General features: G+C 67.9%; 13 protein-coding genes and 2 pseudogenes. 9 read left to right on the forward strand and 6 right to left on the reverse strand.

The annotated features are described in order from the left end of the window. Positions 1 to 82: 82 nt before the first annotated feature. From AB0N90_RS23970 to AB0N90_RS23980, 3 genes are read right to left on the reverse strand one after another with little or no spacing between them, the layout of a single operon-like run. Positions 83 to 3622, reverse strand: coding sequence for a signal recognition particle (locus tag AB0N90_RS23970; protein WP_365199710.1), 3540 nt, complete (start codon positions 3620 to 3622; stop codon positions 83 to 85). Continuing rightward, positions 3615 to 4826, reverse strand: coding sequence for a hypothetical protein (locus AB0N90_RS23975; RefSeq protein ID WP_365199713.1), 1212 nt, complete (start codon positions 4824 to 4826; stop codon positions 3615 to 3617). Before AB0N90_RS23975 ends, AB0N90_RS23970 begins: the two co-directional genes overlap by 8 nt. Beyond that, positions 4813 to 6480 (reverse strand): PD-(D/E)XK nuclease family protein, encoded by a 1668-nt coding sequence (locus tag AB0N90_RS23980; RefSeq protein ID WP_365199714.1) that lies wholly within the window; start codon positions 6478 to 6480, stop codon positions 4813 to 4815. The genes AB0N90_RS23975 and AB0N90_RS23980 overlap by 14 nt, the downstream gene beginning before the upstream one ends. A 222-nt stretch (positions 6481 to 6702) precedes the next feature. Here AB0N90_RS23980 and AB0N90_RS23985 point away from each other — a divergent pair, with 222 nt between their 5' ends. From AB0N90_RS23985 to AB0N90_RS24000, 4 genes are all read left to right on the forward strand, one after another. Beyond that, on the forward strand, positions 6703 to 8913 hold the full coding sequence (locus AB0N90_RS23985; RefSeq protein ID WP_365199717.1) for an N-6 DNA methylase: 2211 nt from the start codon (positions 6703 to 6705) through the stop codon (positions 8911 to 8913). Between the two features lie 97 nt (positions 8914 to 9010). Continuing rightward, entirely contained in the window at positions 9011 to 11029 is a 2019-nt protein-coding gene (locus AB0N90_RS23990) for a class I SAM-dependent DNA methyltransferase (RefSeq protein WP_365199719.1), read from the forward strand. Beyond that, on the forward strand, positions 11026 to 12360 hold the full coding sequence (locus tag AB0N90_RS23995; protein ID WP_365199722.1) for a restriction endonuclease subunit S: 1335 nt from the start codon (positions 11026 to 11028) through the stop codon (positions 12358 to 12360). Before AB0N90_RS23990 ends, AB0N90_RS23995 begins: the two co-directional genes overlap by 4 nt. Continuing rightward, the gene (locus AB0N90_RS24000; RefSeq protein WP_365199724.1) at positions 12357 to 15653 is read left to right on the forward strand and encodes a DEAD/DEAH box helicase family protein; all 3297 of its coding nucleotides are present in this window, start codon (positions 12357 to 12359) and stop codon (positions 15651 to 15653) included. The genes AB0N90_RS23995 and AB0N90_RS24000 overlap by 4 nt, the downstream gene beginning before the upstream one ends. A gap of 307 nt (positions 15654 to 15960) precedes the next feature. Here the strand turns inward: AB0N90_RS24000 and AB0N90_RS24005 are convergent, their stop codons facing one another. Next, on the reverse strand, positions 15961 to 18114 hold the full coding sequence (locus AB0N90_RS24005; RefSeq protein WP_365199727.1) for an AIPR family protein: 2154 nt from the start codon (positions 18112 to 18114) through the stop codon (positions 15961 to 15963). A 158-nt stretch (positions 18115 to 18272) separates the two neighbouring features. Between AB0N90_RS24005 and AB0N90_RS24010 the strand changes: the two genes are divergently transcribed. The 3 genes and pseudogenes from AB0N90_RS24010 to AB0N90_RS24020 all read left to right on the forward strand — a co-directional run. Further along, complete coding sequence (locus AB0N90_RS24010; RefSeq protein ID WP_365199728.1) at positions 18273 to 19790, forward strand: protein kinase; 1518 nt, start codon at positions 18273 to 18275, stop codon at positions 19788 to 19790. 154 nt (positions 19791 to 19944) lie between these two features. After that, positions 19945 to 20462 (forward strand): annotated as a pseudogene (locus tag AB0N90_RS24015) (type VII secretion protein EccC); the annotation flags it as partial. Positions 20463 to 20670: 208 nt separating this feature from the next. After that, positions 20671 to 20812, forward strand: a pseudogene (locus AB0N90_RS24020) (IS5/IS1182 family transposase); the annotation flags it as partial. A 230-nt stretch (positions 20813 to 21042) separates the two neighbouring features. Here AB0N90_RS24020 and acnA read toward each other — a convergent pair. Continuing rightward, positions 21043 to 23760 carry an aconitate hydratase AcnA gene (acnA, locus tag AB0N90_RS24025; protein WP_365199731.1) on the reverse strand — a complete coding sequence of 906 codons (2718 nt, stop codon included), beginning with the start codon at positions 23758 to 23760 and terminating at the stop codon, positions 21043 to 21045. A 280-nt stretch (positions 23761 to 24040) separates the two neighbouring features. Continuing rightward, positions 24041 to 24436, reverse strand: coding sequence for a hypothetical protein (locus AB0N90_RS24030; RefSeq protein ID WP_365199733.1), 396 nt, complete (start codon positions 24434 to 24436; stop codon positions 24041 to 24043). Between the two features lie 215 nt (positions 24437 to 24651). Between AB0N90_RS24030 and coaD the strand changes: the two genes are divergently transcribed. Together coaD and AB0N90_RS24040 are read left to right on the forward strand one after the other, a co-directional pair. After that, positions 24652 to 25077, forward strand: coding sequence for a pantetheine-phosphate adenylyltransferase (gene coaD / locus AB0N90_RS24035; protein WP_365199736.1), 426 nt, complete (start codon positions 24652 to 24654; stop codon positions 25075 to 25077). A gap of 273 nt (positions 25078 to 25350) precedes the next feature. Next, positions 25351 to 26139 carry a DUF4232 domain-containing protein gene (locus AB0N90_RS24040; protein ID WP_365199739.1) on the forward strand — a complete coding sequence of 263 codons (789 nt, stop codon included), beginning with the start codon at positions 25351 to 25353 and terminating at the stop codon, positions 26137 to 26139. The last annotated feature ends 21 nt before the right edge of the window (positions 26140 to 26160 follow it).

Raw genomic sequence — 26160 nt, forward strand, 5'->3', positions numbered from 1 at the left:
GATCGGTGAGAAGCGTCAGTGAGTGTCATTCCGATGCGTTAGAGCGCGTCGATGCGCCGGCGCGGGAGTGTCAGCGGGTGCCTCAGTCCATGTCCGCCAGTGCCTTGTACAGCGGCTCGTACAGGGCCTCGACCAGGGACTTATCGATCGCGGGCACGGCGGATTCGATACTGAAATAGGGGGCGAGGAGCACGCGCATGCTCGCCAGCAGGCTGGTGGCGGGGGTATCGGTGGCCGCGAGGCCAGCCTCGCGCGGTGAGAACGCAGCGTCGACGAATACGACGCGAGCGGGCACTCCGCCCCGCACGAGGCGGCCGATGACCTGCCAGATCACGACCAGCTGGTCCCAGGTGAACGACTCCTTCTCGGTCTTCGGGAGACTAGTCCACGACAGTCGGCGGGTCAGGAAGCGGTTCCAGGCGTGGCGGGCGTCGCGCCGGAAGGCGAGCCCCGCTCGGTCGGGGGTGCCTTCCCGGCGGGCGAGGCGCCGCAGGCCCTCGCCCGGGCCGCGGGTCTGCCGTACCGCCCAGTCGTTGACGGCCTGCACGGCGAGTGCGATGTCGTCGGGGCGGGGGTGTGGGCGGGCCAGGAAGTAGACGGTGCCGATGGCGGCCTTGCCTCCGGGGACGACGATGTTGTGGCCACGTTCGACGGCGAGGAGCGGGGCGACTAGGAGTTCCCCATCGGCCTGGCCGCCGCCCGCCCAGCCCGCGACGTCGCCGCGGCGCAGGGCCTTCGCCTCGGCGGTGCGTGGCAGGGCGCTCCAAACCGTGTCGAGGTCGGCGTCGTCGGAGACGAGCCGGGAGACCCGACCGGCCCATTCGGGGATCGAGTTGAGGTACGTGGCGGCCCTGCGGGCCTCCTCGTAGCTGCCGACGAGGAGCAGCAGGCGGCGCCTCTCGGGGTCTTCGATGTCGTCGAGTTCCTGCTGGAGGGCGCTGACCGAGCCGATGAGGCCGCGGTCGGGCTCGGCGAGCTGGTGCAGCATCTGGACGAGGGCGGCCGGGCGTTCCTCCGGGTCGCAGCCGGACAGCCGCAGTGGTCTTGTACTTCCGGGCCAGTACAGGAACTCCTTGCGGAACTCGGTGTCGAGGATGGCGCACACCTCCTCCCTGTGCGGGCGCAGCACCGCATCGACATCGGCGTGCACGTGGTAGCGGCTGGAGGTCCCGGCCCAGCTGGTGGCGGACATCAGCATCAGATGCGGGCCGGGCCGTCCGTCGACGGCTGGCAGGTCGGACAGACCGAGCAGCAGTTCGCGTCCCACACCGTTGCAGCGGAAGAAGCGCAATTCGCCACTCTGCTCGCCCTCTTTTCTCCTCTCGTCCAGCTGGAACTGGAAGCCGAGGACGTTACCCATGGGCGACTCGGGCATCACGGGCTCGTAGTCACGGGGCGGGCGACGGGAGAGCACATTGGAGGCGGACTCCAGGTTGAGGGCCGCTTCGACGCGCTGCCAGAGCCCGGTCATGAAGTTGAGCCGATGGTGGAGAGCGGCGAGGACCAAAGTGAGTTCGAACCGGGGCACGTGGGGGTCGGTTCCGTCGTCCAGTCGTACGGCGCCGTTGAGGAGCCGCTCCAGCACGGGCCGCACCTGAGTGCGGGTGTCGGAGCCGTGAGGGGCGTGCAGCAGACCGAGGGTGAGATGGACGAGCTCGTTGACGAGCACGGTCTCCGCCGGGTCCATTTCGGGTTCGGAACCGGCGGTACGGGGCTGGAGCGGATCGTCACGGAAGCGGTTGAGTACGCCGTCGATCCGCTCGCGCTGCGCAAGGCGCCGGGCCTCGGGCATCTCCTCGGACACAGTGCTCTCGTCCACGTCCTTAAGGTCGGGGAACCAAGCGTTGATGAGCCACTGGTGGAGGGTGACCGCGCTGAAATAGTCCTGGGTGATCCAGTGGCGCAGCGGGCGGTTCTGGATGAGGCGCGAGTACAGCCGGTCGGTGGCGTGGCGCACAGTGTGAGTAGCGTTCGTCCAGTCGTCGATGTCCCGTGCCGAGAGCTGAAGTCGCGCCTGACCGGCGAGTTCGGCAAGGGCGTGGGCAGCGACCTCGTCGATCCACGAGTTCGGGGCGCGTCCGGCGAGAGTCGTGGCAGGGGCGAACGCCGTGTCGAGCTGCATCTGCACCCGGTCCGCCTCGTCCACGACGACCAAGTCGCTCATTCGACATGCGAGTTCGAGGTAACGCAGCCGCTGATGCTGAAGCTGTTCGGGCACGGCAGTGTGGACGAGACTCGCGGGAGTGGCCACCCACACCCGGGCGTCGACGAGCTGACGGGCCGCGTGATGGCGAGGGCAGCGGGACCACAGGGGGCAGCCGTGACGCCGCGGGCGTTCGTCGTCCGTGGACGCGGCACTCGCAGCGGGTTCAGCGGCCGCTGCCCCGTCGAGGGCCTCCCCATCATCATCGGGATCTGCCTCGGAAGCCTCCCCGCCGAACAGCCCTTCCCGCGAGTCCGCCGCCTCCGTGGGTGTCCGGCGCACCTCATAGAGGTTTCCGCACGGCGCCTCGCCGACGCGCAGCGGTCGCTCCGCCTCCATGCCGCGCAGGGCGTCGAGTGGGCAGGCGCTGTTGACGTGGTCGAAACCGTCGTGCCAGTGGGTGAGCAGGCTTGGGGTGCCGCTCGACGCGATGCGCCGGTGGAGTCGCTGGATGTGGCGCTCGCGCGTGGAGTGGCCGAGTACTGGTGCGGTCGGCACGCCCAGGCGATCCAGGAGTCCGGTGACGGACAGGGCTTCGGCGACATCGCCGACGACGACGGTGATCCGCAGCCCACGTTCGGTGACGGCCCAGAAGGTGAGGATGTCGCGCAGGGTGCTCTTGCCGGCGCCGACCATGCCGACGAGGTGGAGGAGCCGGTCGATGCGCAGGGTGTCGCTCTGCTCGAACTTCCCTTGTCCCTCGTCGCGTACGAACAGCTCGACGCGCCTCAGGCGCTGGAGCCAGTGGCCACGCCCAATGTCCGAGGCCTTTGACTCGATCGCGTCCATACGGCACGCGGCGGCCTCCAGTTCACGCCACTCGACGGTGATCGGCTCACCCTTGCCGGGCAGCGGCGCATCGAGGTCATGTGCGGCCGTCGGTCCGTCCGGAAGCAGGTCCTCGGTGAAGGTGATGGCGTACCGGCGGTCGCGCACGGGGAACACGTAGTCTCCGGCCTGGGCGTGCGGCAGTCCGTGGCGCGCGTACGGGGGCGGCTCGCCGAGCACCTTCTCGTACCGCTCGAAGCGGCGTGCGGCCCGCGCGGGCGAGCGACGCACGGGCACGGACTCCGCGGATGCGAGATCGTACCCGCGCAGTTCCTGGGGAACGGCGAGGTAGGACTCGAGGGCGAGCAGCCATTCCCGGCGCCTGCGCAGAGGCAGCAGGTAGTGCCGGGCTCGCCGGACGCGCAGTCGCTGCGCGTCGGTGGTGATGTCGCCGAACGCTTCCCCGAACGGGTAGCCACTGACGAGTGTCCACGTGTCGATGGCGGCCCGGCCCGGCATGACCGACTCCAGGAGGTACAGGCCGAGTTCCACATCTAGTAGATCGCCGGGGCTGAAGGAACGGGGTCCGTCCTGCCATGCGTCCTTCAAGGGGGCGGTCAGCCCGCGGTGCCAACCACTGCGGTCACGCATCGAGCTCCCCTTCCTGGGGTTTCGGTGTCGTTCGCTGTACCCTCCGCGCTGTCCGGGGCGCCGGTCGGGCGGTTTCGGGCTCGGTACGCCGCACGCTGCAGGCCAGGGTGCTTTTCGCCTGCCGCACGACCTCCTCGTCCGTGAGCAGGCTGACTTGGCCTTCCACTCCCTCGGGCAGATGGTGGTGGAAGACTTCGCGGTAGCCGTCCCGCTCCTTGAACCTGTAGGAGGGCACGACGAGCAGTCCCCGGTCGCGGGACGGTTCGCCGCGCAGGGCGGTGGTGGTCCGGCCCAGCAGCGCGGGGTTGGCGCGGTCCTTGACGTCGATGCCCCACGCCCGGCCGTCGGGAAAGACGACACGGAGGTCGTACGCGTCGAAGTTGGGCCACATCGCGACGTCGAGGCCGAGTCCCACAAGCCGCCGTTCCAGGCCGGTCTCGGCCAGTCCGGGGCCGGTGATGAAGACGCGAAGCGGCCTGGTGAGGAGGTACAGGCCGCCATCGGCCCCGGGCTCGAGGCGTTCTTTGGCGACCACAGGCTTCCTGCGGCAGCGGTCGAGTGTGCAGGCGTAACCGCCGTCCCTCAAGGGCACCAGCAGACATCCGCAACCGGCACACAGCGTGCACCGCCCCTGGCTGACATAGGCGGCGGTGACCGGCTCGTAGCACCGCTTCACGGTGTCGAGCAGCAGCGACAGGTCCAAGTCGGTGCTGAGCAGGGCGAGTTCGACACCGGTCAGGACGGGGCGCTCGATGAGCAGCCTACGGAAGGCGGTGTAGGAGTCGGGAGCCTTGGCCGCCCGGCACAGGGTGAGCGCCTCTTTGAGCAGTGCGTTCTCGATCTGCTCGGCAGCCGGATCGGGCGCGAAGACGGCCCACTCCAGGCACTCCTGGGTTGGGGCGCCGGTGTCAGCATCGACCAGCCGCAGGTCACCGATGTGCTGGTCTTCAAGGAGGTACGGCCACCAGTCTGCCAGTGGGCGTGCAGCCGCCCACCGGGCGAGCTGCGGCACACTGCCGGGGGCCGGACTCCCGGTGCGCAGGCAGACGAGGACGAGATGGTTGTAGGCGGCCTGCACGACGTCGGGGTAGACGGGATCGCCGGGCGTGCGCAGCCGGGACAGGCGTACCAAGGCGGTGGCGACCAGCCTCAGCAGCCGCTCGGACTCGGCACCTGCGACGTCCGGGGGTTCAACGGCGGCCACGACGCACCTCCTCGGGGGCGCTCGCGCACCACTCGGTAACGGGGCAGGTGCGGCAGTGGGCGCCGGGGCTGGGCGTGAAGACCTCGTCGCCGCGCCACGCATCGACGTACTCCCGCACAATCCGACGGGCGGCCTCGACGCGCTCGGGCTCGTTGCGCGGCTCGATGTACGAGGGGTCGCCACTGTCCGGCCGCAACACCTCCAGCTCGACCCGCGAGCCCGCCGGGTCTCCGCCGAAGGCCCCTTCGGCAAGAAGGACGGCGGCGAGGGCGAGTTGCGGATCGGTGGTGAAGGGGTCCCGGCCCATCCAGGCGTCCGCGCTCTGCGTGGTCTTGGTCTCGCGCCACACCCACGAGCCATGCTCCAGGTAGAGCAGGTCCGGTTTCACGATCAGGACGGCATGGGCGTACGGATCGTAGAAGGCGCGCCGGGGCTCGGGCAGCACGGTCGTGACGCCGTCGTTGAGGAACGGGCACATATCGATGTGCTGGGCGAGCATCCTGGACCCGATGCGAGCCCACTTGCCGGTCATGCACAGCTCCCCGTCACCCCAGGCGGTGTCACCCCAGGGCATGTCCGCGCCCCCACACGGTGTCAGGAGACCACTCCTGTGGTTGGCCTCCAGATGGGCGTGGACGGCCTTGCCGAGCTGGTTCTCCGGGGAGTACTCGCGAGTGCGGGGGAGGTGCTGGGCGTAGGAGAAGTACATCTGCGGACACTTGCGGTAGTAGCGCAGGTGGCTGGCGGACAGCTCCCGCAGCGGGAAGGGGCCTCGGCCGGCGGGAATGCCGAGCAAGCCGGGCAAACGAATCGGAGCGTCACAGGTCTCCAGCCGGCGGCAGCCCGCGCAGCTGCCGCCGGGCGTTGCAGGGCCGCCGCCCACGATCTCCTTGACACGTGCTTCGGCATGCTGTTCGTAGTAGGCGCGGACCTGGTCGGGCCCGCCCTCGAATAGAAGCCGGTACGAGCCGTCGTGCAGCCCGGTGAGGGCCACGCGAACGTGGTCGACGGGCTCGGCACCGAGGAGCCGATACGGGTGCCAGGGCTTGGCGCCCTGCCGTGCGGGTTCCCCGAGGGCGGCGGCGAGGGCGGCAATCGCAATGCGGTCCTTCGGGACGGACCGGGGGTCGGCGCTGCCGTAGCAAAGGAAGGAGAACTCGCGAAGCCGCCGTCCCGGGTTGTGGTGGCAGGCCCCCCATCCGGTCAGCTCCCACGTCCGCCCGTCTACCTCCCGCATCCGCACCCACGGGCCGGGAGCGGGAATCACAGGCGGCGCCTCCTTGGGCCGGTCGCGTTCGAGCCACCGCTCGACGGCGTGCCGCAGGAATCGGCGCTGGGCCCGGTGGAGGGAACGCCCGGCAGAGTCTTCGGCCCGCCGTACGGCGTCCTGTGGGGCCATTCCCTCGCACTCGACGAGCCGCACAGCGGCCAGGACGAGGCCGAGGACGAAGTTCTCCAGGTACGGCTTCGGCCGCTCGACGCGGCGGCCAGGCCAGGCGTTCGGCCGCGTCTTGCCCTCCGCGAAGCGCAGGCAGGTGTACTGCTCGTCCACCGCGTGCGAAGCCTGCACCCGGATCAGCGTGCCGCTGCCGGTCATCCCCTCCGGGGGTGGCCATTCCCGCATTGCTGCCCCGCCGCTGCCTGTGTCCTGCACGGTCCGTCTCCCTCGGCAACTGCGGTGCCCACGGCACACCCCACCCGTCACTGCGGCCCCCTGAGGCGACCGTGGTGAGACCGTACCATGCGAGAGTGTGAACATAGCCAACCAATGTTTGTGATCTAGATATCGCGCTGCTGTGATCCTGTTCATCGCATTCGAATTCACGTAAGGTCGACCGCACCCCCCGAGCTGCCGGAAGACGAGGAGCCGAGGAGCATGACGACAGGCCGAGTGGAGGTGACCGCGGCGGACATCGCTCGGCTCGCCGAGGTGAAACCGACCGCTGTCAGCAACTGGCGCAAGCGGCACGACGACTTCCCCCAACCCGTGGGCGGCACCGACCGCAGCCCTCGATTCGACCTCGCCGAGGTCGAGGAGTGGCTCGGGCGCCAGGGCAAGGCCCGGCGTATCGCGGTGGCCGAGCGGCTGTGGCAGAGCTTCGAGTCTGCAAGGGCCGGCAGTGCCGCCGAGGACGCCCTGGCCCTCACCGGCCTGCTCCTGTTCCACCTCCACCACCATCCCGGCGTGCAGAGCCCGCGAGACAAGGCGGGCCTGGTCCGGCTGATGGAGCGCGCCGAGCACACCTTCGCCGAGGCTCCCGGCGGCACGGTCGGCAGTCTCGGTGAACTCCTCAGCTCCCTTCAGTACGAGCTCGGCACCCGGCTGCTCGCCCTCCTGGCCACCGCCACCGAGGCCGCGGCAGCCGACGGCGCGCGCGCCACTTTCGACGACCTGTGCGCACGCTTTCTGCACCAGGGCTCACGCTCCGGCCTCACTGCCACCCCCCGTGGACTCGCCGACCTGATGGTTACCCTCGCTGGGCCACCCACTGAGCGCGCGGTTCTCGACGCCTCCTGCGGTAGCGGAACCTTCCTCCTCGCCGCCGCCGACGGGGGTGCAACCTCCGTTCAGGGCCAGGAGCTCAGCCACTCCCTTGCCCTCCTCTCCTCCCTCCGCCTAGCCTTCCGCAACACCGATCCGGCAGCGACGGCCGTGTCCTTCGACGTGCACACCGGTGATTTCCTGCGCCGCCCCGCGTTCCGCCCCGGGCGCGCGGCGGCCGTCGTCGGTCACCCGCCATTCGCCGACCGCAACTGGGGTCACGAAGAGCTCGTCGACCATGTGGGCTGGGAATACGGCATCCCATCGCGCGGTGAGTCGGAACTGGCCTGGATCCAGCAGGCCCTTACCCATGCCGCTCCGGGCGCGCCCGTGGTCCTCCTCCTGCCCCCGGCGGTCGCCCTCCGTCCGTCCGGTCGCCGCATCCGCCAGGAACTGCTGCGTCGCGGAGCGCTACGCGCGGTGATTGCCCTTCCCGCCGGGTATGCGGCCCATTACGCGCTCGCCCTGCAGATCTGGGTTCTGCGCCGGCCCGAACAGGGTGAACTTCCGCCTGCCCGCATCCTGTTGGCAGACAGCGGGGAGGAGCAGGACCCGCGCATGCTGATCCAGGATCTCTGGGCGCGGTACGTGGCGGCGGCCGAAGACGACTCCTCCTCGTTCCCGGAACGCCCCGGCGTGGCTCGACTGGTCCCCGTGATGGATCTCCTCGACGACGACGTCGACCTGACCCCCCGCCGCCATCTACCCCAGCCCGCCGCACTCGGCGTAAGTGCCGAAACTCTGGACGCGGGCCGCACGGCCGTGGACGAGACCCTGCGCGCGCTCAGGTCCGCGCTGCCCGCCGTCGGCGCGCTCCCTGGCTTGCCGGACCTGACCGAGGCGGCGCGCGCGGGCGTCCGCGTCGCCACCCTTGCCGAGCTGGCCAAGAGCGGCGTCGTGGTGCTGCGCCGCCCCGCCCACACGGAGCGCCACCGTCCTGCCGCCGATGTTCACCGTGGGCAGACCGGCTCCGCTCCACTCCCCACCCTTGGCCCCGGGGAGTCTCTCTTCCTCACCGCGCGAGACGTCGTGACCGGTCGGCCGCCGTCCGAGGTCGGTCCGGCCCCCGACGACATCGTCCAGCACCAGCCGGTGCGCGTCGGTGACGTCCTGCTGCCCGTCGCCGCCCGCAACGTCGTAGCCCGCGTCGCCACCGCCGAGGATGCGGATGCCTACCCGGCGGCCACCCTGCACCACATCCGCGTGGCCAACACCGACATCCTGGATCCCTGGTACCTGGCCGGCTTCCTCTCCAGTGTGGAAGGCGCGCACCAGGCCGCGTCCACCACCAGCAGTCTCGGCTCCCACACCCGCCTGGACCCGCGCCGTGTCCGTGTCCCCCTGTTCCCCATTGACCGGCAGCGCGCGTACGGCGCGGCGTTCCGCACCGTGGCCGACTTCAGCCGCCTCCTGCGCACGGCGCACGAAATGGGGCAGGATCTGGCCAGGGACGCCACGGAGGCGGTGGCGGGGGCACTACGCGGCCGGGGCGGTGGGGAGGCCCACGACGCACCGGCGGGTGCACGAGCCGACGTTGCTCCGTGAATCCCCGCTCTTGCCGCCACCGGCCTCCTGGGCTTTGCCGGTGTCCCCGAGTTCCCCTGACCTCAGCTACCAAGAAATGTAAGGATGTACGGACGTGGTGACCGATCCGGAGGCGCAAGCAGCCGCGGAGTACGCACAGGCGACGAAGCTCGCGAACCTCATCTGGGAGGTGGCGGACTTGCTGCGGGGCGAGTACAAGCGCTCGGACTACGGCAAGGTGATCCTGCCGTTCACCGTGCTGCGACGCCTTGAATGCGTGCTGGCGCCGACACGGAAAGAGGTGGCCGCCGAGTTCAAGCGCCTCACGGACAAGGGGAGAAACCCTCACCCGTTCCTGCCGGCCAAGTCCGGCCACTCCTTCTACAACACGACGCTCCACACACTCGCCTCTATCGCAGGCGCCCACGAGGACGAGAAGGCCGATCTGCCGAAGTACGTCCAGGGATTCTCCCCGGATGCGTACGACGTGTTCCAGAAGTTCCGCTTTGAGGAGCAGATCCAGCACCTGTTGGACACGGAGCTGCTCCACAAGGTCGTGTCGGCTTTCGCGGGTTACAACCTTCACCCCAAGGCAGTCTCCAACCACGTCATGGGATACGCCTTTGAGGAGCTCATCCGGAAATTCTCCGAGGAGTCCAACGAGACGGCTGGTGAGCACTTCACACCGCGCGAAGTCATCCAGCTGATCACCCGCCTCCTCATCACCCCGGACCTCGGTGAACTCAAGGTCGGCAGAGCCACGCGCACCATCTACGACCCGACGTGCGGCACGGGCGGCATGCTCAACGCGGGTCAGGACGTGATCCACGAGCACAACACAACAGCCGACGTGTATGTGTTCGGGCAGGAGCTCAACCCCGAGTCCTGGGCGATCTGCCGCTCCGACATGATGATCAAGAACCAGGACATCGAGCGCATTCAGCTGGGTAACACCCTCAGCGACGACAAGTTCGAGGACCTCCGCTTCGACTACATGCTCTCCAACCCGCCGTTCGGTGTGGCCTGGAAGAAGGTCCAGAAAGAGGTCGAGGACGAGCGGGACAACCTGGGCCACCGAGGCCGCTTCGGCGCGGGCACCCCGCGCATCAGCGACGGCTCGCTTCTGTTCCTCCAGCACATGATCTCCAAGATGCGGCCTGTGGAGGACGGCGGCAGTCGCATCGGCATCGTCTTCAACGGCTCGCCGCTCTTCAGCGGGGCAGCGGGGTCCGGCGAGTCCGAGATTCGCCGCTGGATCCTCACGAAGGACTGGCTGGAGGCTGTGGTCGCACTCCCCGACCAGCTCTTCTACAACACCGGCATCTCCACGTACTTCTGGATCCTCAGCAACCGCAAGGCCCCGGCCCATAAGGGCAGGGTCATGCTGGTCGACGCCCGCGACCAGTGGGTCAAGATGCGCAAGTCCCTCGGAGACAAGCGGAAGGTGATCAGCGAGGAGCAAATCACGCATGTGATGAAGCTGTATGCCGAGGGCCTGGAGATCGCCGAGAACGATTCCCACGCGTTCCACGACAAGGTCAAGGTCTTCGACAACGACGACTTCGGCTACCGGCGCATCACCGTCGAACGCCCGCTGAAGCTGCGCTTCGAGGTGACCGAGGAGACGCTGGAGGAGGCCCGCGAGTCGAGAGGCATGATCAAGCACTTCGGGGAGGCCGGAGTCGAGCACTTCACGGATGCTCTCAAGCCGCTTCTCGGGAAAACATGGTCGAGGAAGAAGGCAGCCTGGGCAGCGGTCAACGCGGCGCTCGCCGAGGCCCACATTCCGTGGAGCCGCAACACCTCCTTTCAGAAGGCGCTGCGCGAGGTCATTGGTGTGCGCGATCCGGAGGGCGAGGTCCAAATGAAGAAGGGCGAACCGGAACCGGACCCGGAACTGCGCGACTACGAGAACGTGCCGTTGGATCGGGACGTGGAGCAGTACCTCAAAGACGAGGTGCTCCCGTACGTGCCCGACGCATGGATCGACCACGAGAAGACGAAGATCGGCTACGAGATTCCGTTCACCCGTCACTTCTACGTGTACGAGCCACCGCGCCCGCTGTCGGAGATCGACGCGGAGCTGAATGGACTGGAGGAGCAGGTTCAGAGGTTGTTGCGGGAGGTGACGGAGTGAGCGTAACCGAAATCGCTCCATGGCTTGCAAATTCCCAGTGGCCCACGGCACCGATTCGCCTTGTGGCACGATTGGGGTCCGGCCATACGCCAAGCCGCAGCAAACCTGAATATTGGCAGGACTGCACCATTCCGTGGATTACCTTGGCTGACGTTTGGCAGTTGCGTAGCAACCAGGTTGATGTCATCACGGAGACGAAGGAGAAGATCAGCAAACTCGGAGAGGCAAATTCCGCCGCAGTCAGACATCCTGCGGGCACTGTAATTCTTTCCCGTACCGCGTCAGTCGGCTTCTCGGCAATAATGGGGAAAGAAATGGCGACAAGTCAGGACTTCGTGACCTGGACTTGCGGGCCGCGGCTCGATCCCCGCTTTTTGTTGCACGCACTGCGAGCGATGGCTCCGGACCTCAAGCGGATCGCAGCCGGATCTACTCACAAGACGATCTATATGCCAGACGTAGAAAAGCTCAGGGTGCCACTGCCTTCGCTGGCAGAACAGCGTCGCATCGTCGAGTTTCTCGATGTCGAGACGACTCGCTTGGACGAATTGACTCGTGCGCGCAGCGACCAGCTGGACGCTTTGGGAGAACGCTCCTTCGCGAGCGTCAGTGAAACCCTGATCCCGGGCACGCTCACACAGCCACTCGGCAAGTACCCGTACCCTTGGCTTCCCGCAATGCCCAAAGACACCCGCCTTACGCGCCTTGGCTACGTCTGTCGCCTGCAGAACGGTGTCACAGTCGACGAGGGACGTGCTCGAACCGATAGCGATGTAACTCGGCCGTATCTCCGTGTAGCGAATGTTCAGGCCGGACACCTGGCGCTTGATTCCATCGCGGAAATCACCGTTCCCAAACACGTGGCGAAGCGAAGCACCCTACGTGCTGGCGATGTCCTGATGACCGAGGGTGGGGACCTCGACAAGCTTGGCCGTGGCACGGTGTGGCGCGGCGAGTTGGCCAACTGCCTTCACCAGAACCATGTCTTCGCTCTGCGTCCCGAGCTAGACAAGCTGGATCCGGACTATCTGGCGTTGATGACCCAGACGGTCCACGGACGGTTCTACTTCGAAAGCACCGGAACTAAGACGACCAACCTGGCTTCCACGAACAGCGGAAAGATCCTCAGTTTTCCCGTCCCGTTGCCCAATCTCCAGAGGCAGCAGGATCTCGTCAGACGAGTGCAGGAGCAACAGGAGTCCGCGCGCGAGGCATACCAGGTCCTCACCCGCCAATCGGCTCTGCTCGCCGAACGCCGCCAGGCCCTCATCACCGCTGCAGTAACCGGCCAGCTCGACATCACCACCGCCCGAGGTGTGGAGGCCCCGTGACCCTCGCCAATGCCCCTGGTAGAGCCGCCCCCGTACAACCCCGCCCGGATTGCGAGTACGCCTTCGAGCGGACCATCGTCGAAGCCCTCACTACCTCCGATTGGCACGAAGGCGAGCGGGGGAAGGGCGCCTACAACCCCGAGCTCGGTCTCGACACGGCCCAGTTGTGGACCTTCCTTGGCACCACGCAGCCCGCCGCCCTGGAGCGGCTCAAGGAATTCACCGGCGAGGCAGGGAGTCCCGAGGCCGCCGGCATCGCCATGCGTGAGTTCGGCAAGCTGCTCGCCCGCGAAATCGACGCGCGCGGTACGCTCGACGTGCTGCGCAACGGCGTCAAGGACCGCGGCCTGCACATCGAGCTCGCCTACTTCCGGCCCGCGCACGCCATCGCCGAGGACGCGTTCCACAACTACCGGAGCAATCGCCTGACGGTGACCCCCCGCCTGCGCTATGCGCCGGACCACACCCGCGAACTTGACCTGGTCCTGTTCCTCAACGGGCTTCCCCTCGCGACGGCCGAGCTCAAGAGCTCGGCGTCCCAAAACCCCCAGAACGTCGAGGATGCGAAGCACCAGTACCGCACCACTCGTGACCCGAAGGATCTGATCTTCGCCAAGCGGGCCCTTGTCCACTTCGCGGTCGACGAGAGGCTCATCTTTCTCACCACCCGCCTCCAGGGCGAGAAGACGCTCTTCCTCCCCTTCAACCAGGGATCGAAGGGGCCCGGCAATCCTGGAGGCGCAGGCAACCCGCCCCTTCCCGACAGTGAGAACGGACCGGCCTACCGCACCGCCTACCTCTGGGAGGAGGTCTGGCAGCCGGACAACTGGATGGCGATCGTCAAGCGGTTCCTGCACGTCGAGGACCCCAGGAACAAGAAGGGCGCCGCGAAGAGTGGGCGGCCGCGTCGCTTGTCCGTGCACAACCGGACCCTGATCTTCCCCCGCTACCATCAGTGGGATGCCGTCCGCCGCCTCACCAATCACGCCGCATACCACGGCTCAGGCCAGAACTACCTCGTCGAGCACTCCGCCGGTTCCGGCAAGTCCAACACCATCGGCTGGCTCGCCCACCACCTCTCCGTGCTGCACGGTTCCGCCGAGCCGGACGCGCTCGATCCGAAGGCGGTCGCCGAAGGGCGTATCGAGGCCGACAAGCCTGTCTTCCACAAGATCGTTGTCGTCACGGACCGGACCGTCCTGGACGACCAGCTCCAGGACACCATCTACCAGTTCGACCACACGCCGGGCGTGGTCCGCCGGGTCAAGGGAACCGAAGGCGCCAAGTCACAGCAGGTTGCCCAAGCCCTCGGTGACACCGGCACGAAGATCATAATCGTCACGGCGCAGACCTTCCCTCACATCCTCGAAGGCGTCACCGGCCTGCAGGACAAGCGGATCGCGATCATCGTGGACGAGGCCCACTCCGGCCAGACCGGCAGCTCCGTGCCCAAGATGCGCAAGGTGCTGCGCGGACTCGGAGCGGAGGAGAAGGCCGGCAAGGACGAGGAGGAGTTCCTGACCTCCTCCGCTGCCGCACGCCAGATGCACCCGATGCTGTCGTACTTCGCCTTCACCGCGACGCCCAAGAAGAAGACCCTCAACCTCTTCGGTGTCACCGACCCGGACTCCAAGCTCAAGCGCGGGTTCCACATCTATTCGATGAAGCAGGCCATCGAGGAGGGCTTCATCCTCGATCCCCTGCGCAACTACACCCGCTACACGACCCATTGGCGGGTCGCCAAGGACGGTGCCGAGCAGATCGAGGTGGACGAGGACAAGGCGAAGGGTGAGCTCGCCAAGTTCGTCTATCTCAACCCGACCACCCTCGCCCAGCATGCCGAGATCATCGTCGAGCACTTCGCCGTGCACGGGCGCCGCAGGCTCGGCGGGCGGGCCAAGGCGATGGTCGTCACCCGGTCCCGGCAGGCCGCGTACAAGATGTACGAGCATCTGGTGCAGGCCACCAAGGACCTGGACTGCGCGGACCTCGGCGTCCTCGTCGCGTTCTCCGGCGAGCTGGAGGTGGAGAAGGAGATCGACGGAGTCGTCACCAAGGTCAAGGTCACCGAGGCCGAGCTCAACGGCGTCTCCGAGAAGGAACTCCCCGACGCCTTCGCCTACACCCGCGCCGATGACCGCTACGCCGCCCTGCGCACCGGAAAGCCTGGCGGTGCGCCCCCGCGCACCGAGTACCGCATGCTCGTCGTCGCGGAGAAGTACCAGACCGGTTTCGACCAGCCGCTCCTCACTCACATGTACATCGAGAAGCTGCTGACCGACGTCGCCGCCGTCCAGACCCTCTCCCGCCTCAACCGCACCCACCCGCGCAAGAGCCAGGAGGATCTGTTCGTCCTGGACTTCGTCAACGACCCCGAAGACATCAAGAAGGAGTACGCCCCCTACTTCAAGGAGGCCCGCACCGAACCCGCCGACGTCAACCTCCTGTACATCTCCCAACGCGAGGTGACGGACCACCAGTTGCTGTACGAGGACGAAATGGACGCCTTCGTCCGCGCCCTGGCCGCCGCGCAGGCCGCCGACGGGTCCGCCTCCGTCGGTGAGCCCGGCGCCCGCCGCTGGGAAAAGGCCCACGCTGGTCTCTACCGCCACACCGACGCCGCCCGCGCTCGCTTCGTCGAGCGCCAGGAACAGGACAGGGATGCCGCCGAGGAGTTCCGCGCCGACCTGCGCGGCTTCCTACGCCAGTACGGCTTCCTGTCCCAGCTCATGCCGCGCGTCGACATCGGCCTCGAACGCCTCTACCTCTACGGCAAACACCTCGCCAACATCCTGCCCCCACCCCCGTACGACCCCTCCCTCGACATTGGGGAGATGGACCTCACACACATGCGGGTTACCAAGGTCGGCGACTACGACATCAGCCTCACCGACGACGACGTCGAGGACCTCGCCCCGTACGGTGCCGAAGGCGCGGGCAGCCACCGAGACCCGGACAAGATCCTCCTTTCCGAGCTCATTGAGGAGTTCAACGTCCGCTATGGCCTCGGGCTGAGCGAAGCCGACCGTGTGATGTACGAGGAGCGCATCGTCGCCGCCGCGGAAGATCCGGACCTGGAGGACGCCGCCGTCGCCGCCCGCAACGAAGGAGACTTCGAGCACCCCTTCAACAAGAGGTTCCGTGACATCATGATCGAACGGGCTGAGGCGGACACCAAGTTCACCGAACGCTACTTCTCCGACGCGGAGTTCCAGGGGCAGCTCCTCCAGGAGGCCCGCACTGCCGCGTACCGTCTGATCCGGCGCCGCCACAACCTCCCCGACACCCGCTGAGCCCACTGCGGGCGTATGGCGAAGGGGCGGCTACCAGACAACGCCCGCCAGAAGCCGCCCCTTCCACGCGTACCGTTCGCGCCCTTCGGTGCTCAACCGGAGCCATGTATCAGGCGAGCACCGTCCGGGACGCCGGGTCCACAGCGAGCTGCGGGCCCGGTCGGCCGGTCAGTACGACGATTCGGGCCGGGGGCTCCCCCTCGCCGAAGCGCCGACCGGCCGGCTGCGGGTTGAGCTCGCCGTTCCGTCGGCAAAACCGTGGGCGAAACTCGATGTGCGCCAAGCGTCCCGAGGATGAGCGTGGCTCTCAGCCCTCCGTCTCCTCCTCAGTGGCCAGCCACTCCATGGCCATGTCCCATAGAGTCTTCTTGCCGCCGACGACCCAGCGTGCCGGTCCTTGCACAGCAGTCGGCGCCTGTTCCCAGCCAGCCAGCTCCCAGATGCGGTTGACGAGGCCGCTCGCCGAGTAGGGGTTGCCGTCGTAGGCCCATACCAGCGGCTTGGAGCGGTCGTTCGTCCAACTCGCCTGCTCTCTGCGAGGGTCGCCGGTCAGCCAGGCCCGTACGGCCTTCTCTTCCGGGGCGTTCATCGGGACGTACAGGACCGGAGTGCCCTCCGCCAGGAGGCGGGCGGTCACCAGGGTCGGCACCGCGTTCGGGCGGCGTCGGCGGCGGGGCTGCGGGGCGGGTGGCTGGTAGGTGTCGGGGACCTCCGGGACGGACACCCCGGCCCGCACCACCGGCAGGACAAGGCCGACGAGTTCCTTGCAGCGGTCCTCGTTGGTGAAGGTACTGGTGAGGAAGGACTGCGGTCCGTAGACCGTATCGATCTGGTGGATGAGCCACTCCACGACTGGTCTGACCAGGTCCGGGACGCGAGCGACGAGGGGCACGAGGTCGAACTGTGGGTCGTCGACGTCCTCCATGTCGGGGGCGAGGAGCTGGAAGACCAGGTGGCTGACGAGCAGATCACCGCGGAGCGTCGTGTCGGCTGCCCGGCCGCGCACCTGCTCGTGCAGCCGCTCCAGCGCCTCGCCAACCTCACGGTGGACCAGGACACAGCGCCAGATACGCAAGGCGCTCGGCTCCTCGCCGAACAGCCGTGCGTAGTTGCCCAGCCGGCCGCTCTCCCAGAGCAGGTCTGTCGACCTCTTGGCGCGAACCGCCAGTTCCGGCGTGCGGTGCGCACAGGCCAGCGCGACGGCGGCATGCGCCACCGAACAGCCCGCCTCCGGCGCCGGATCGGCCTCGCCACGCTTGTACACGTACTGCTTGCCGAGGGACAGGTCGAAGTCCTCGCGGATTCGCGCCTGGGTGTCGTCCAGGGCGATGAAGTCCCGTAGCGATACGTCGTTCTGGGTGTTGGTGGTCTGCGTGATGCGTTTCGCGTAGGTGACCCGCTCGTCGCCGAGGTCGCCCAAGGCGATCACTCGGACGCTGACATCTGCATCTTCGACAGTGTCTGGTGTCAGGCTCCGTGCCTCGTGTATCGAGGTGACGGTCTGAGCGCCGTTGACGACGCTGACGTTCCCCAAGATGAGCTCTACCGGCTCATCAGGGCGACGGCGGCCGATCCAGCGCTCTTCGATGCTGTCGCACAGCACTGTAATGCCGTTGTTGAAGTACCAGAAGTTTTCGGGCTCTTCCGCGAGTGTCTTCTGTATGCCGGAGTTGATCGTAGTAAGGCCGAGGGAGTTTCGGATGTTCTGGGAGAACAGGCGCGGACCGTGCCCGTCATACCACTCGGCCACCTCACCAGCCGCTACCGTGCCCTGAAAGGCGGTGAACGGCGTGTCGCGCTTGATCCACTTCTGCATTCTCACGGTGACGTCCACCGGGACGGGCGCCCGGTCGTCCTTGAGCTGGCGCAACAGCTCACCCGTGCCCAGGAGTTCATAGTCGAGCATGGGGCCGTGGCCGCGATGGTCCTCGACTGCGCGGTCCAGGACGTCCGTGGCGTGCTTGCTGAGCGGGTCGTCCCCCACGAGTGCGATCACGAGGTGGATCTTCAGGCGGGCGTCCGCCAGCGCGGAGTCCAGTTGTGCGGTGAAGGGCCGCAGCTTGTCATTGAACACCTCGAACTTGCGCTGCTCCAACAGGCTGAGCCCGTGGATCAGGGCGAAGGCGGCATTCTGATTAAAGCCTGCGTTCCCCTTGTCGTTCCACTTGGCCTGGACTAGCCACACCTGGGCTCCGTCGGTGACCGCGACCGCGTCGAGCCCGCCGTCCTCATACCCGTCGATGACAGCCTTCGCGCAGGTCTCGTGGTCCAGACCGGTCTTGCGGCGCAGCGCTGTCGCTGCCACTGCCCGCGACAGCCATGCGCGCTCCAGGTCGCGGCCCGACTTCTGTTCCAGACCGCTCTCGTCGATGAGTCCCTGATAGCCCCGCTTGAGCCCCTCCTCGATCTGGTGCAGCTCCTGACGCGTCGTCCTCGACGGTCCCCGCCCCGTACCGCTCACGCTTCTCCTCGGCTCCTCGTTGCCACCCCGTTTGTGCACGCCGGGCCAGCGTAGCCCGGCACCTTTCGCTCACCATGGGCAGGAGCCAGTGTCCGCGTGGACCTGACGTACGCTCATCCAAGGACTGGGTGCCCCATACATCGGGAGGTCGCCACCACATGACCATCGGCCGGACCAGACGTATCTCCGACCGCTACGAGTTGAGCGCGCTGCCGATGCCCGGCGGCATGGGTCTGGTCTGGGAGGGATATGACATCGTCCTCGACCGGCCCGTCGCCATTAAGCAAATCCGCGTCGAGAAGGCTCGCACACCCGCCGAACTCGCCATCCTGGTGGGCCGGTTCCGGCGGGAGGCCCGTGTAACGGCACGGATCGAGCACCCGGGCGTGCCCGCGGTGTACGACGCAGCCATCGACCAGAGCGCCGACTCGCCCGACGAGGCCGCCGAACTGTACGTGGTGATGCAGCTGATCCGGGGCATGGATCTGCGGGACATCCTCGCCGAGCAAGGCCCCCTGCCCGTCGAGTGGGCGGTCGCCGTAGCCGCGCAGGTCTGCTCCGTGCTGTCACACGCGCACGCCGTACCCGTCGTCCACCGGGACCTGAAGCCGAGCAACATCATGATCGACGGCAGCGGGGCGGTGAAGGTCCTCGACTTCGGTGTGGCCTCTGCCTTCGGAACCGACACGGCCCAGCTGACCGAGACCGGCCGCCCGGTCGGCACCCGCGACTACATGGCCCCCGAGCAGTTCCTCGGCGTCGGTGTCAGCCCGCGCAGCGACCTCTACTCCCTGGGGTGTGTCCTGCACGAAATGCTCGCCGGGCGCAGGGTGTTCAGCGGGACGGGCGATGCCGCGCTGCGGCACGTCCACGACAGCCCCGAACCACTGCGTTCCGTGCGCCCCGACGTGCCCGTCGAGCTGGAACGACTCGTCCTAGACCTCCTGGAGAAGAATCCCGACGACCGCCCCGCTGATGCGCATGCCGTGCACGACCGGCTTGTCCCACACCTTCCGTCACCCGGCTCCGGTACCGCACCGCGAGACCCGTCCGGCCTGGCAGATCCCACCCTCCCCTATCGCACCCCACTCGCTCCCAAGGGCCGCCCAGCCGTACGCGCCGTGCCTGCACCGGCGCGTCCCGCGCCGCCCGCCGCACTGTCTGACGCGCTCGTTCAGGAGGGGGAGGAGGAAGCGGTGCAGCTGTTCGAGGAAGGGCGTTTCACGCAGGCCGCTCACGTACTGGAGGAGTTGCTCGACCAAGCCGACCCGCTCGACCCGCGCTTGTCGGAGACTCGGCGCATCCACGCGGGCGTCCTGCTCGCAGGAGAGGATTTTCGCCGTGCTCTCGGTGCGTTCCGGCATTTGGCAGCCGAAGCTACGGACGGCAGTGACGTCCGTGAATATCGCTGGCACATCGCGCTGTGCCTGGCCACACTCGGCGAGCACGAACAGGCACTGGAGGAGTACCGCTTTCTGCTGCCAGACGCCCCCCACGCCGAGGCCGTCACGCTTCGGCAGAAAATCGCTGACCTTCTGCTGGCACTGCATCGCGCGAGCAAGGCGGCAGACTTGCTGCGCAGTCTTGTGAGTGAACTTCCTCCGGAACACCCCGCCGCGGTGCGCTCCCGCGAGCTGCTCAACCGCATCCAACTCGCAGGGGGAGCCACCGAATAAGGAGCTGGTGAGCAGCACGGAGGCGTGTCCATTATCGGATGGTGCTGACCTGTGGCGGGGCCGGGTGATCTCGGCGGCCTGACGGTCTTGTAGTTTCTTGGTCGTATCGCAGGGACCCTCGTACGAGGAGCCTGCCGCTCTTGTGTCGCTGTGCAGGTCGGCCCTCCTGGACGCGGCCCCGCCGTCCCACCTGGCCGAGTACGTGCCCATGTCCAACGCCATGGACCACCCGCAACTGGTCGGCTGTGACGTCGGGCGGGGGTGCGCGGCGCAGGATGAGGTCGGCCAGGGCATGGACGTGGGCACGCAACTGGTGCAGCGGCCCCACGATCTATGTGGTCGTCGACGACTACGACCTCGTGTCGACCTCCAGCGGCAACCCCCTCGCCCCTCTCACCAAACTCCTCCCATTCGCCCGCGACGTGCGGCATCCGCTTCATCATCACCCGCAACAATGCAGGCGCCAGCCGCTCCTCCTACGAACCCTTCATTCAGCGCATCAAGGAACTGGGCGCACAGGGCGTCGTACTCTCCGGCGACCCGAACGAGGGCGACATCCTCGGCAACGCACGCCTGCGTCCCATGCCGGCGGGGCGGGGAATCTTCGTCGCGCGGAGGCGGGGGAACCTGTTGGTGCAGACGAGGCTTATGGGAGCGGATGATCGGCACTGACGGCTCGATCACGTCGTTGCCGAGGCCCTCGATAGAGCGGTTTCCTCGGCGGGCAGCGCATGGTGTTCCGCCAGGGCTTGTCGTGTCAGCTCCAGTCTGCGCGCCCGTCGCTTCGCTTCGACCAACGACAGGACCCGATCACACACGTAATGCACGAGCTCCATCAACACGCCGCGGGGTCGAGGAGGAACGTGACGGTCGGCTCGCCATCGAGCGCCTGATCAACAAGCTCAGGGCCTTGCGAGGCATCGCCACCCGATACGACAAGACCCCGGACAGCTGCCTCGCCGGACTCCACCCTGCGCGCCTGGATGATCTGGATCAAAGACCTCACACGGACCATCCATTGATCACGACCCGATACGCACCCTAGAGGCGCTTGTTCGCCACACGCCCGCAAGGACAGAAGTACCCGCACCTGGTACCAGGTGCGGGTACTTCGTCGTCGTAGGATGCGCAGCTCCGCTCCGGGAACAGATCGCGTGCAATCATGCTCGCAGGCGCGCCTTCCGCCCCGTCGCGCACGAGCGCCCCGCCCCCACACGCGAGATGCAGGGGCAGGGTGCTCGTTCACATCAGGTCAAGAACCGACAAGTTGGCGCAGCACATACTGCATGATGCCGCCGTTGCGGTAGTAGTCGGCCTCACCGGGGGTGTCGATGCGGACGACCGCGTCGAACTCGACGCCCGTGTCGGTGGTGGCCTTGACCGTGCGCGGGGTGGTGCCGTTGTTCAGTTCGGTGACACCGGCGAAGGAGAAGGTCTCCTCGCCCGTCAGACCGAGGGACTCGGCCGAGGTGCCCTCGGGGAACTGGAGCGGCAGGACGCCCATGCCGATGAGGTTCGAGCGGTGGATGCGCTCGTACGACTCGGCGATGACGGCCTTGACGCCGAGGAGCGCGGTGCCCTTGGCCGCCCAGTCACGGGACGAACCGGAGCCGTACTCCTTGCCGGCCAGGACGACCAGCGGGGTGCCGGCGGCCTGGTAGTTCTGCGAGGCGTCGTAGATGAAGGACACCGGCGCGTCGGCCTGGGTGAAGTCGCGGGTGTAGCCGCCCTCGGTGCCCGGCGCGATCTGGTTGCGCAGGCGGATGTTGGCGAACGTACCGCGGATCATGACCTCGTGGTTGCCGCGGCGCGAGCCGTAGCTGTTGAAGTCGCGGCGCTCCACACCGTGCTCGGTGAGGTACTTGCCGGCCGGGGTGTCGGCCTTGATGGCACCGGCCGGGGAGATGTGGTCGGTGGTGACCGAGTCGCCCAGCTTGGCCAGCACGCGGGCGCCGGTGATGTCGGCGACCGGGGCCGGCTCCATGCCCATGCCCTCGAAGTAAGGGGGCTTGCGCACGTAGGTGGACTCGGCGTCCCACTCGAAGGTGTTGCCGGTCGGGACCGGGAGCGACTGCCACTGGGCGTCGCCCGCGAACACGTCCTGGTAGGACTTGTTGAACATGTCCTCGCCGATGGCGCTGGCGACGACCTCGTTCACCTCGGCCTCGGAGGGCCAGATGTCCTTCAGGTAGACCGGGTTGCCGTCCTGGTCGGTGCCCAGGGCGTCACGGGTGATGTCCACCTTCATGGAGCCCGCGATGGAGTACGCGACGACCAGCGGCGGGGACGCCAGGTAGTTCATCTTGACGTCGGGGTTGATGCGGCCCTCGAAGTTCCGGTTGCCGGAGAGGACCGAGACGACGGCGAGGTCGTGGTCGTTGACCGCCTTGGAGACCTCCTCCGGCAGCGGGCCGGAGTTGCCGATGCAGGTGGTGCAGCCGTAGCCGACCAGGTTGAAGCCCAGCTTGTCCAGGTACGGCGTGAGGCCGGCCTTGTCGAAGTAGTCGGTGACGACCTTCGAGCCCGGGGCGAGGGTGGACTTGACCCACGGCTTGCGGGACAGGCCCTTCTCGACGGCCTTCTTGGCGACCAGGGCGGCGCCGATCATGACGTACGGGTTGGACGTGTTGGTGCAGGAGGTGATGGCCGCGACGGTGACCGCGCCGTGGTCGATCGTGTAGGTCGAGCCGTCGGGGGCGGTGACCTGGACCGGGTTGGACGGACCGCCGTTCGGGCGGACGGCCGGGGAGTCGGAGGCCGGGAAGGACTCCTGGCCCGCCTCGTCCACGACGTCCACGTAGTTGAGGACGTCCTGCTTGAACTGCTCGGCGGCGTTCGCGAGGACGATGCGGTCCTGCGGGCGCTTCGGGCCGGCGATGGAGGGGACGACCGTGGAGAGGTCCAGCTCCAGCTTCTCGGAGAAGTCCGGCTCGGCCTTCGGGTCCAGCCACAGGCCCTGGGTCTTGGCGTACGACTCGACCAGCGCGACCTGCTGCTCCGAACGGCCGGTCAGACGCAGGTAGTTGAGGGTCTCGTCGTCGATCGGGAAGATCGCGGCGGTGGAGCCGAACTCCGGCGACATGTTGCCGATGGTGGCGCGGTTGGCCAGCGAGGTGGCGGCGACGCCCTCGCCGTAGAACTCCACGAACTTGCCGACGACGCCGTGCTTGCGCAGCATCTCGGTGATCGTGAGCACCAGGTCGGTGGCGGTGGTGCCGGGCTGCAGCTCACCGGTGAGCTTGAAGCCGACGACGCGCGGGATCAGCATGGAGACCGGCTGGCCGAGCATCGCGGCCTCGGCCTCGATGCCGCCGACGCCCCAGCCGAGGACGCCGAGGCCGTTGACCATGGTGGTGTGCGAGTCGGTGCCGACCAGGGTGTCGGGGTAGGCCTTGCCGTCGCGGACCATGACGACACGGGCCAGGTGCTCGATGTTCACCTGGTGCACGATGCCGGTGCCCGGGGGTACGACCTTGAAGTCGTCGAACGCGGTCTGGCCCCAGCGCAGGAACTGGTAGCGCTCGCGGTTGCGGCCGTACTCCAGGTCGACGTTCTGCTTGAACGCGTCGCTGGTGCCGAACTTGTCGGCGATGACGGAGTGGTCGATGACCATCTCGGCCGGGGAGAGCGGGTTGATCTTCGCCGGGTCGCCGCCGAGGGCCGCGACGGCCTCACGCATGGTGGCGAGGTCCACGACACAGGGCACGCCGGTGAAGTCCTGCATGATCACGCGGGCCGGCGTGAACTGGATCTCCTGGCTGGGCTGGGCCTGCGAGTCCCAGCCGCCGAGGGCACGGATGTGGTCGGCGGTGATGTTCGCGCCGTCCTCCGTGCGGAGCAGGTTCTCCAGCAGGACCTTGAGGCTGTACGGCAGGCGGGCCGAGCCCTCCACCTTGTCCAGCCGGAAGATCTCGTACGACTCGTCGCCCACCTGCAGCGTGCTGCGGGCGTCGAAGCTGTTCGCCGACACGACAGTCTCCTTCATTGATGTGCGCGTACCACCGTCAATCCTGCCGCCACGCCGGGTTGGCCGATCCAGTAAGGTCAGGCTAAGTTAGGCTTGCCTTACTGGAGTGGCGGCTACGGTGCGCCTCGGCAGATATCTCGATGTCGAGATAACTCTAGTACATGGGTGCCGGATGGTCATGCCGGGGCCGCCTGGAACGCTGCGAACGGGCAGGGCCCGCCCATCGGCATGGCCCTGCCCGCCCACCTTCACCCGCTGGCAGCTGTGCGGTGGTGCGTCCCGGTCAGTAGTCCTCGTAGAGGTCGTCCGGGAGGAGGTGCCGGGCCACCTGGAGAAGCCGCTCCAGCCGGGCCGGTGCGGGCTCCGCCTCCGTCAGGATCCAGTAGGCGAAGAGCGCGCTGCCCACGGCCCGGCCCGAGAACACCTCCTCGTACAGGGTCCAGAGGCCGGTGCGGGCGACGTCCTTGCACGCCTCGGCCAGGTCGTCGTCCAGGATGACGAAACCTGCCAGCAGGTCGAGAAACCGGTGCCGTGCCTCCACGGAGAGGGTTCGGCCCGCCAGGCCCGCCATCAGGGCGCGGGCGACCGGTACCACCGTCGCCGTCCCCCAGGTCTCCTGGAAGACATGGCCCTCGATCCCACGCGGCTCGGCCTCCTCCCGGGTCCGCGCCCGAGCCATCCGCAGCAGGTCACCGGGAACATGCTCGTGCCGACCGGCACGAGCGGCACGGCAGCGCCGACCAGTCGTACAGGCTCAGCTCCATCTCAAAGGCGTTCATGGAGCCCATCCGATCAGAAGAAGTCGGGCCACCGGATGGCGTGCTCTTCCGGAGTGCGCCGAATCGCTCGGCCTTCGCTGCGACAGGTCGGCCTCGGCCGCTACCCTCTCCGCTCATGCGAGCCCTCTTCCCAGGATCCTTCGACCCGGTCACTCCAGGGCACCAGGACGTGCTGCGGCGCGCGTCCCTCCTGTTCGACGAGGTCGTGGTCTGCGTGATGTTCAACGCGAACAAGACCGGGCGCTTCCCCGTCGCCGAACGGCTGGAGCGGCTCCGCGCGGCCGCGGGCGGGCTGGGCAATGTCACGGTCGACTCCCACACCGGCGGGCTGCTGGTCGACTACTGCCGCGGGGCCGGGATCGATGTCGTCGTCCGCGGGGTGCGGGACGCCAAGGATCTGGACTACGAGATGCCGATGGCCCGGATGAACCATGAACTGGCCGGGGTGGAGACGTTCTTCCTCCCCGCGGATCCGGCCCTGGCCCATGTCTCCTCCAGCCTTGTCACGGCGATGGGCCGGCATGCGGGGGGCGACAAATAGGTGGGCGACAAATAGGGCATGCGCCTGCCGGTGGCCGGAACTGTGGCTTCCGCCATGGCTCGGGGGGCCGGGCGCTGATGGGATGCGCGGATGCGCAATGCCTCCTCACTTCTTCCGGGCGTCGTTCCCGCCGTCGCCGCGCTGCTGTTGCTCACGGCGTGCGGGGCCGAGCACGCGGGTGTTTCCGGCGCGGCCGGGTCAGGGGCCGAGGGCGGGTCAGGGGCCGAGGGCGGGTCAGGGGCCGGGTCTGCGGTTCCGGTCGATGAACCGCCCGTGGACGGTGTCCGGATCACCTCGGTGACGATCCCCACCGCCACGCCGAGCCCCACCCCCTCCGACTACGTGGTGCACGCCGACCCGCTCCCGGGCGCCGACTCCGGGATCTCGGCCACCTACGAGGTCACCAACAGCGGCGGCCAGGCACTGACGTACACAGTGCTGTTCGACTTCACCACGGACAGCGGCGCGGTCATGGGCAACCACTCCGAGACCGTGCGCGCGGTCGCCCCCGGCGCGACGAAGCGCGGCACGGTACGGCTGGGGGCACTGGCCCCGGGATCGTCACGGATCAGCCGGATCAAGGTCGCCCAGGTGACCCGGGTGCCCGCCGCCGAGGCGCCGCCCGCGCCCGGCGTGTGCCCGCCCTCCGGCGTCCGTCTCACCAACGACGACGGCGACGCCGCGATGGGGCTGCGCGTGGTGGGCCTGCGCCTGGAGAACTGCGGCAAGCGGGACTACGCACTCGACGGCTATCCGCGACTGGAACTGCTGGACGACGACCTCGCGCCCGTCCAGGGCGTCCGGATCTTCCACGGGAGCGGCGGCATCAGCACCGGCAGCGGGTTCGACGACCCGGCCCGCCCGCTGGTCCTGAAGCCGGGCGAGAGCGCGGTCTCGGGCCTCATGTGGCGCAACACCACGGAGTTCGGTACGGCGGTCAATGTTCCGTACGTGCGGGTGCGGGCGAAGGAGGGCGCCGCGCCGGTGACGGTCACGCCCCATCTCGACCTCGGCACGACGGGCAAGCTGGCGGTCCGGGCCTGGGCGCGCGAGGCGTCGTAGAACCTGGTGCGTCGTAGAAAC

The organism is Streptomyces sp. NPDC093018 (assembly GCF_040684035.1).
Taxonomy (GTDB): Bacteria; Actinomycetota; Actinomycetes; order Streptomycetales; family Streptomycetaceae; genus Streptomyces; species Streptomyces murinus.

Coding starts and splice junctions, on each gene's coding strand:
- AB0N90_RS23970 (WP_365199710.1), bottom strand. CDS start 3,622: ATGCGTGACCGCAGTGGTTGGCACCGCGGGCTGACCGCCCCCTTGAAG.
- AB0N90_RS23985 (WP_365199717.1), top strand. CDS start 6,703: ATGACGACAGGCCGAGTGGAGGTGACCGCGGCGGACATCGCTCGGCTC.
- AB0N90_RS24010 (WP_365199728.1), top strand. CDS start 18,273: ATGACCATCGGCCGGACCAGACGTATCTCCGACCGCTACGAGTTGAGC.
- AB0N90_RS24030 (WP_365199733.1), bottom strand. CDS start 24,436: ATGGCTCGGGCGCGGACCCGGGAGGAGGCCGAGCCGCGTGGGATCGAG.
- coaD (WP_365199736.1), top strand. CDS start 24,652: ATGCGAGCCCTCTTCCCAGGATCCTTCGACCCGGTCACTCCAGGGCAC.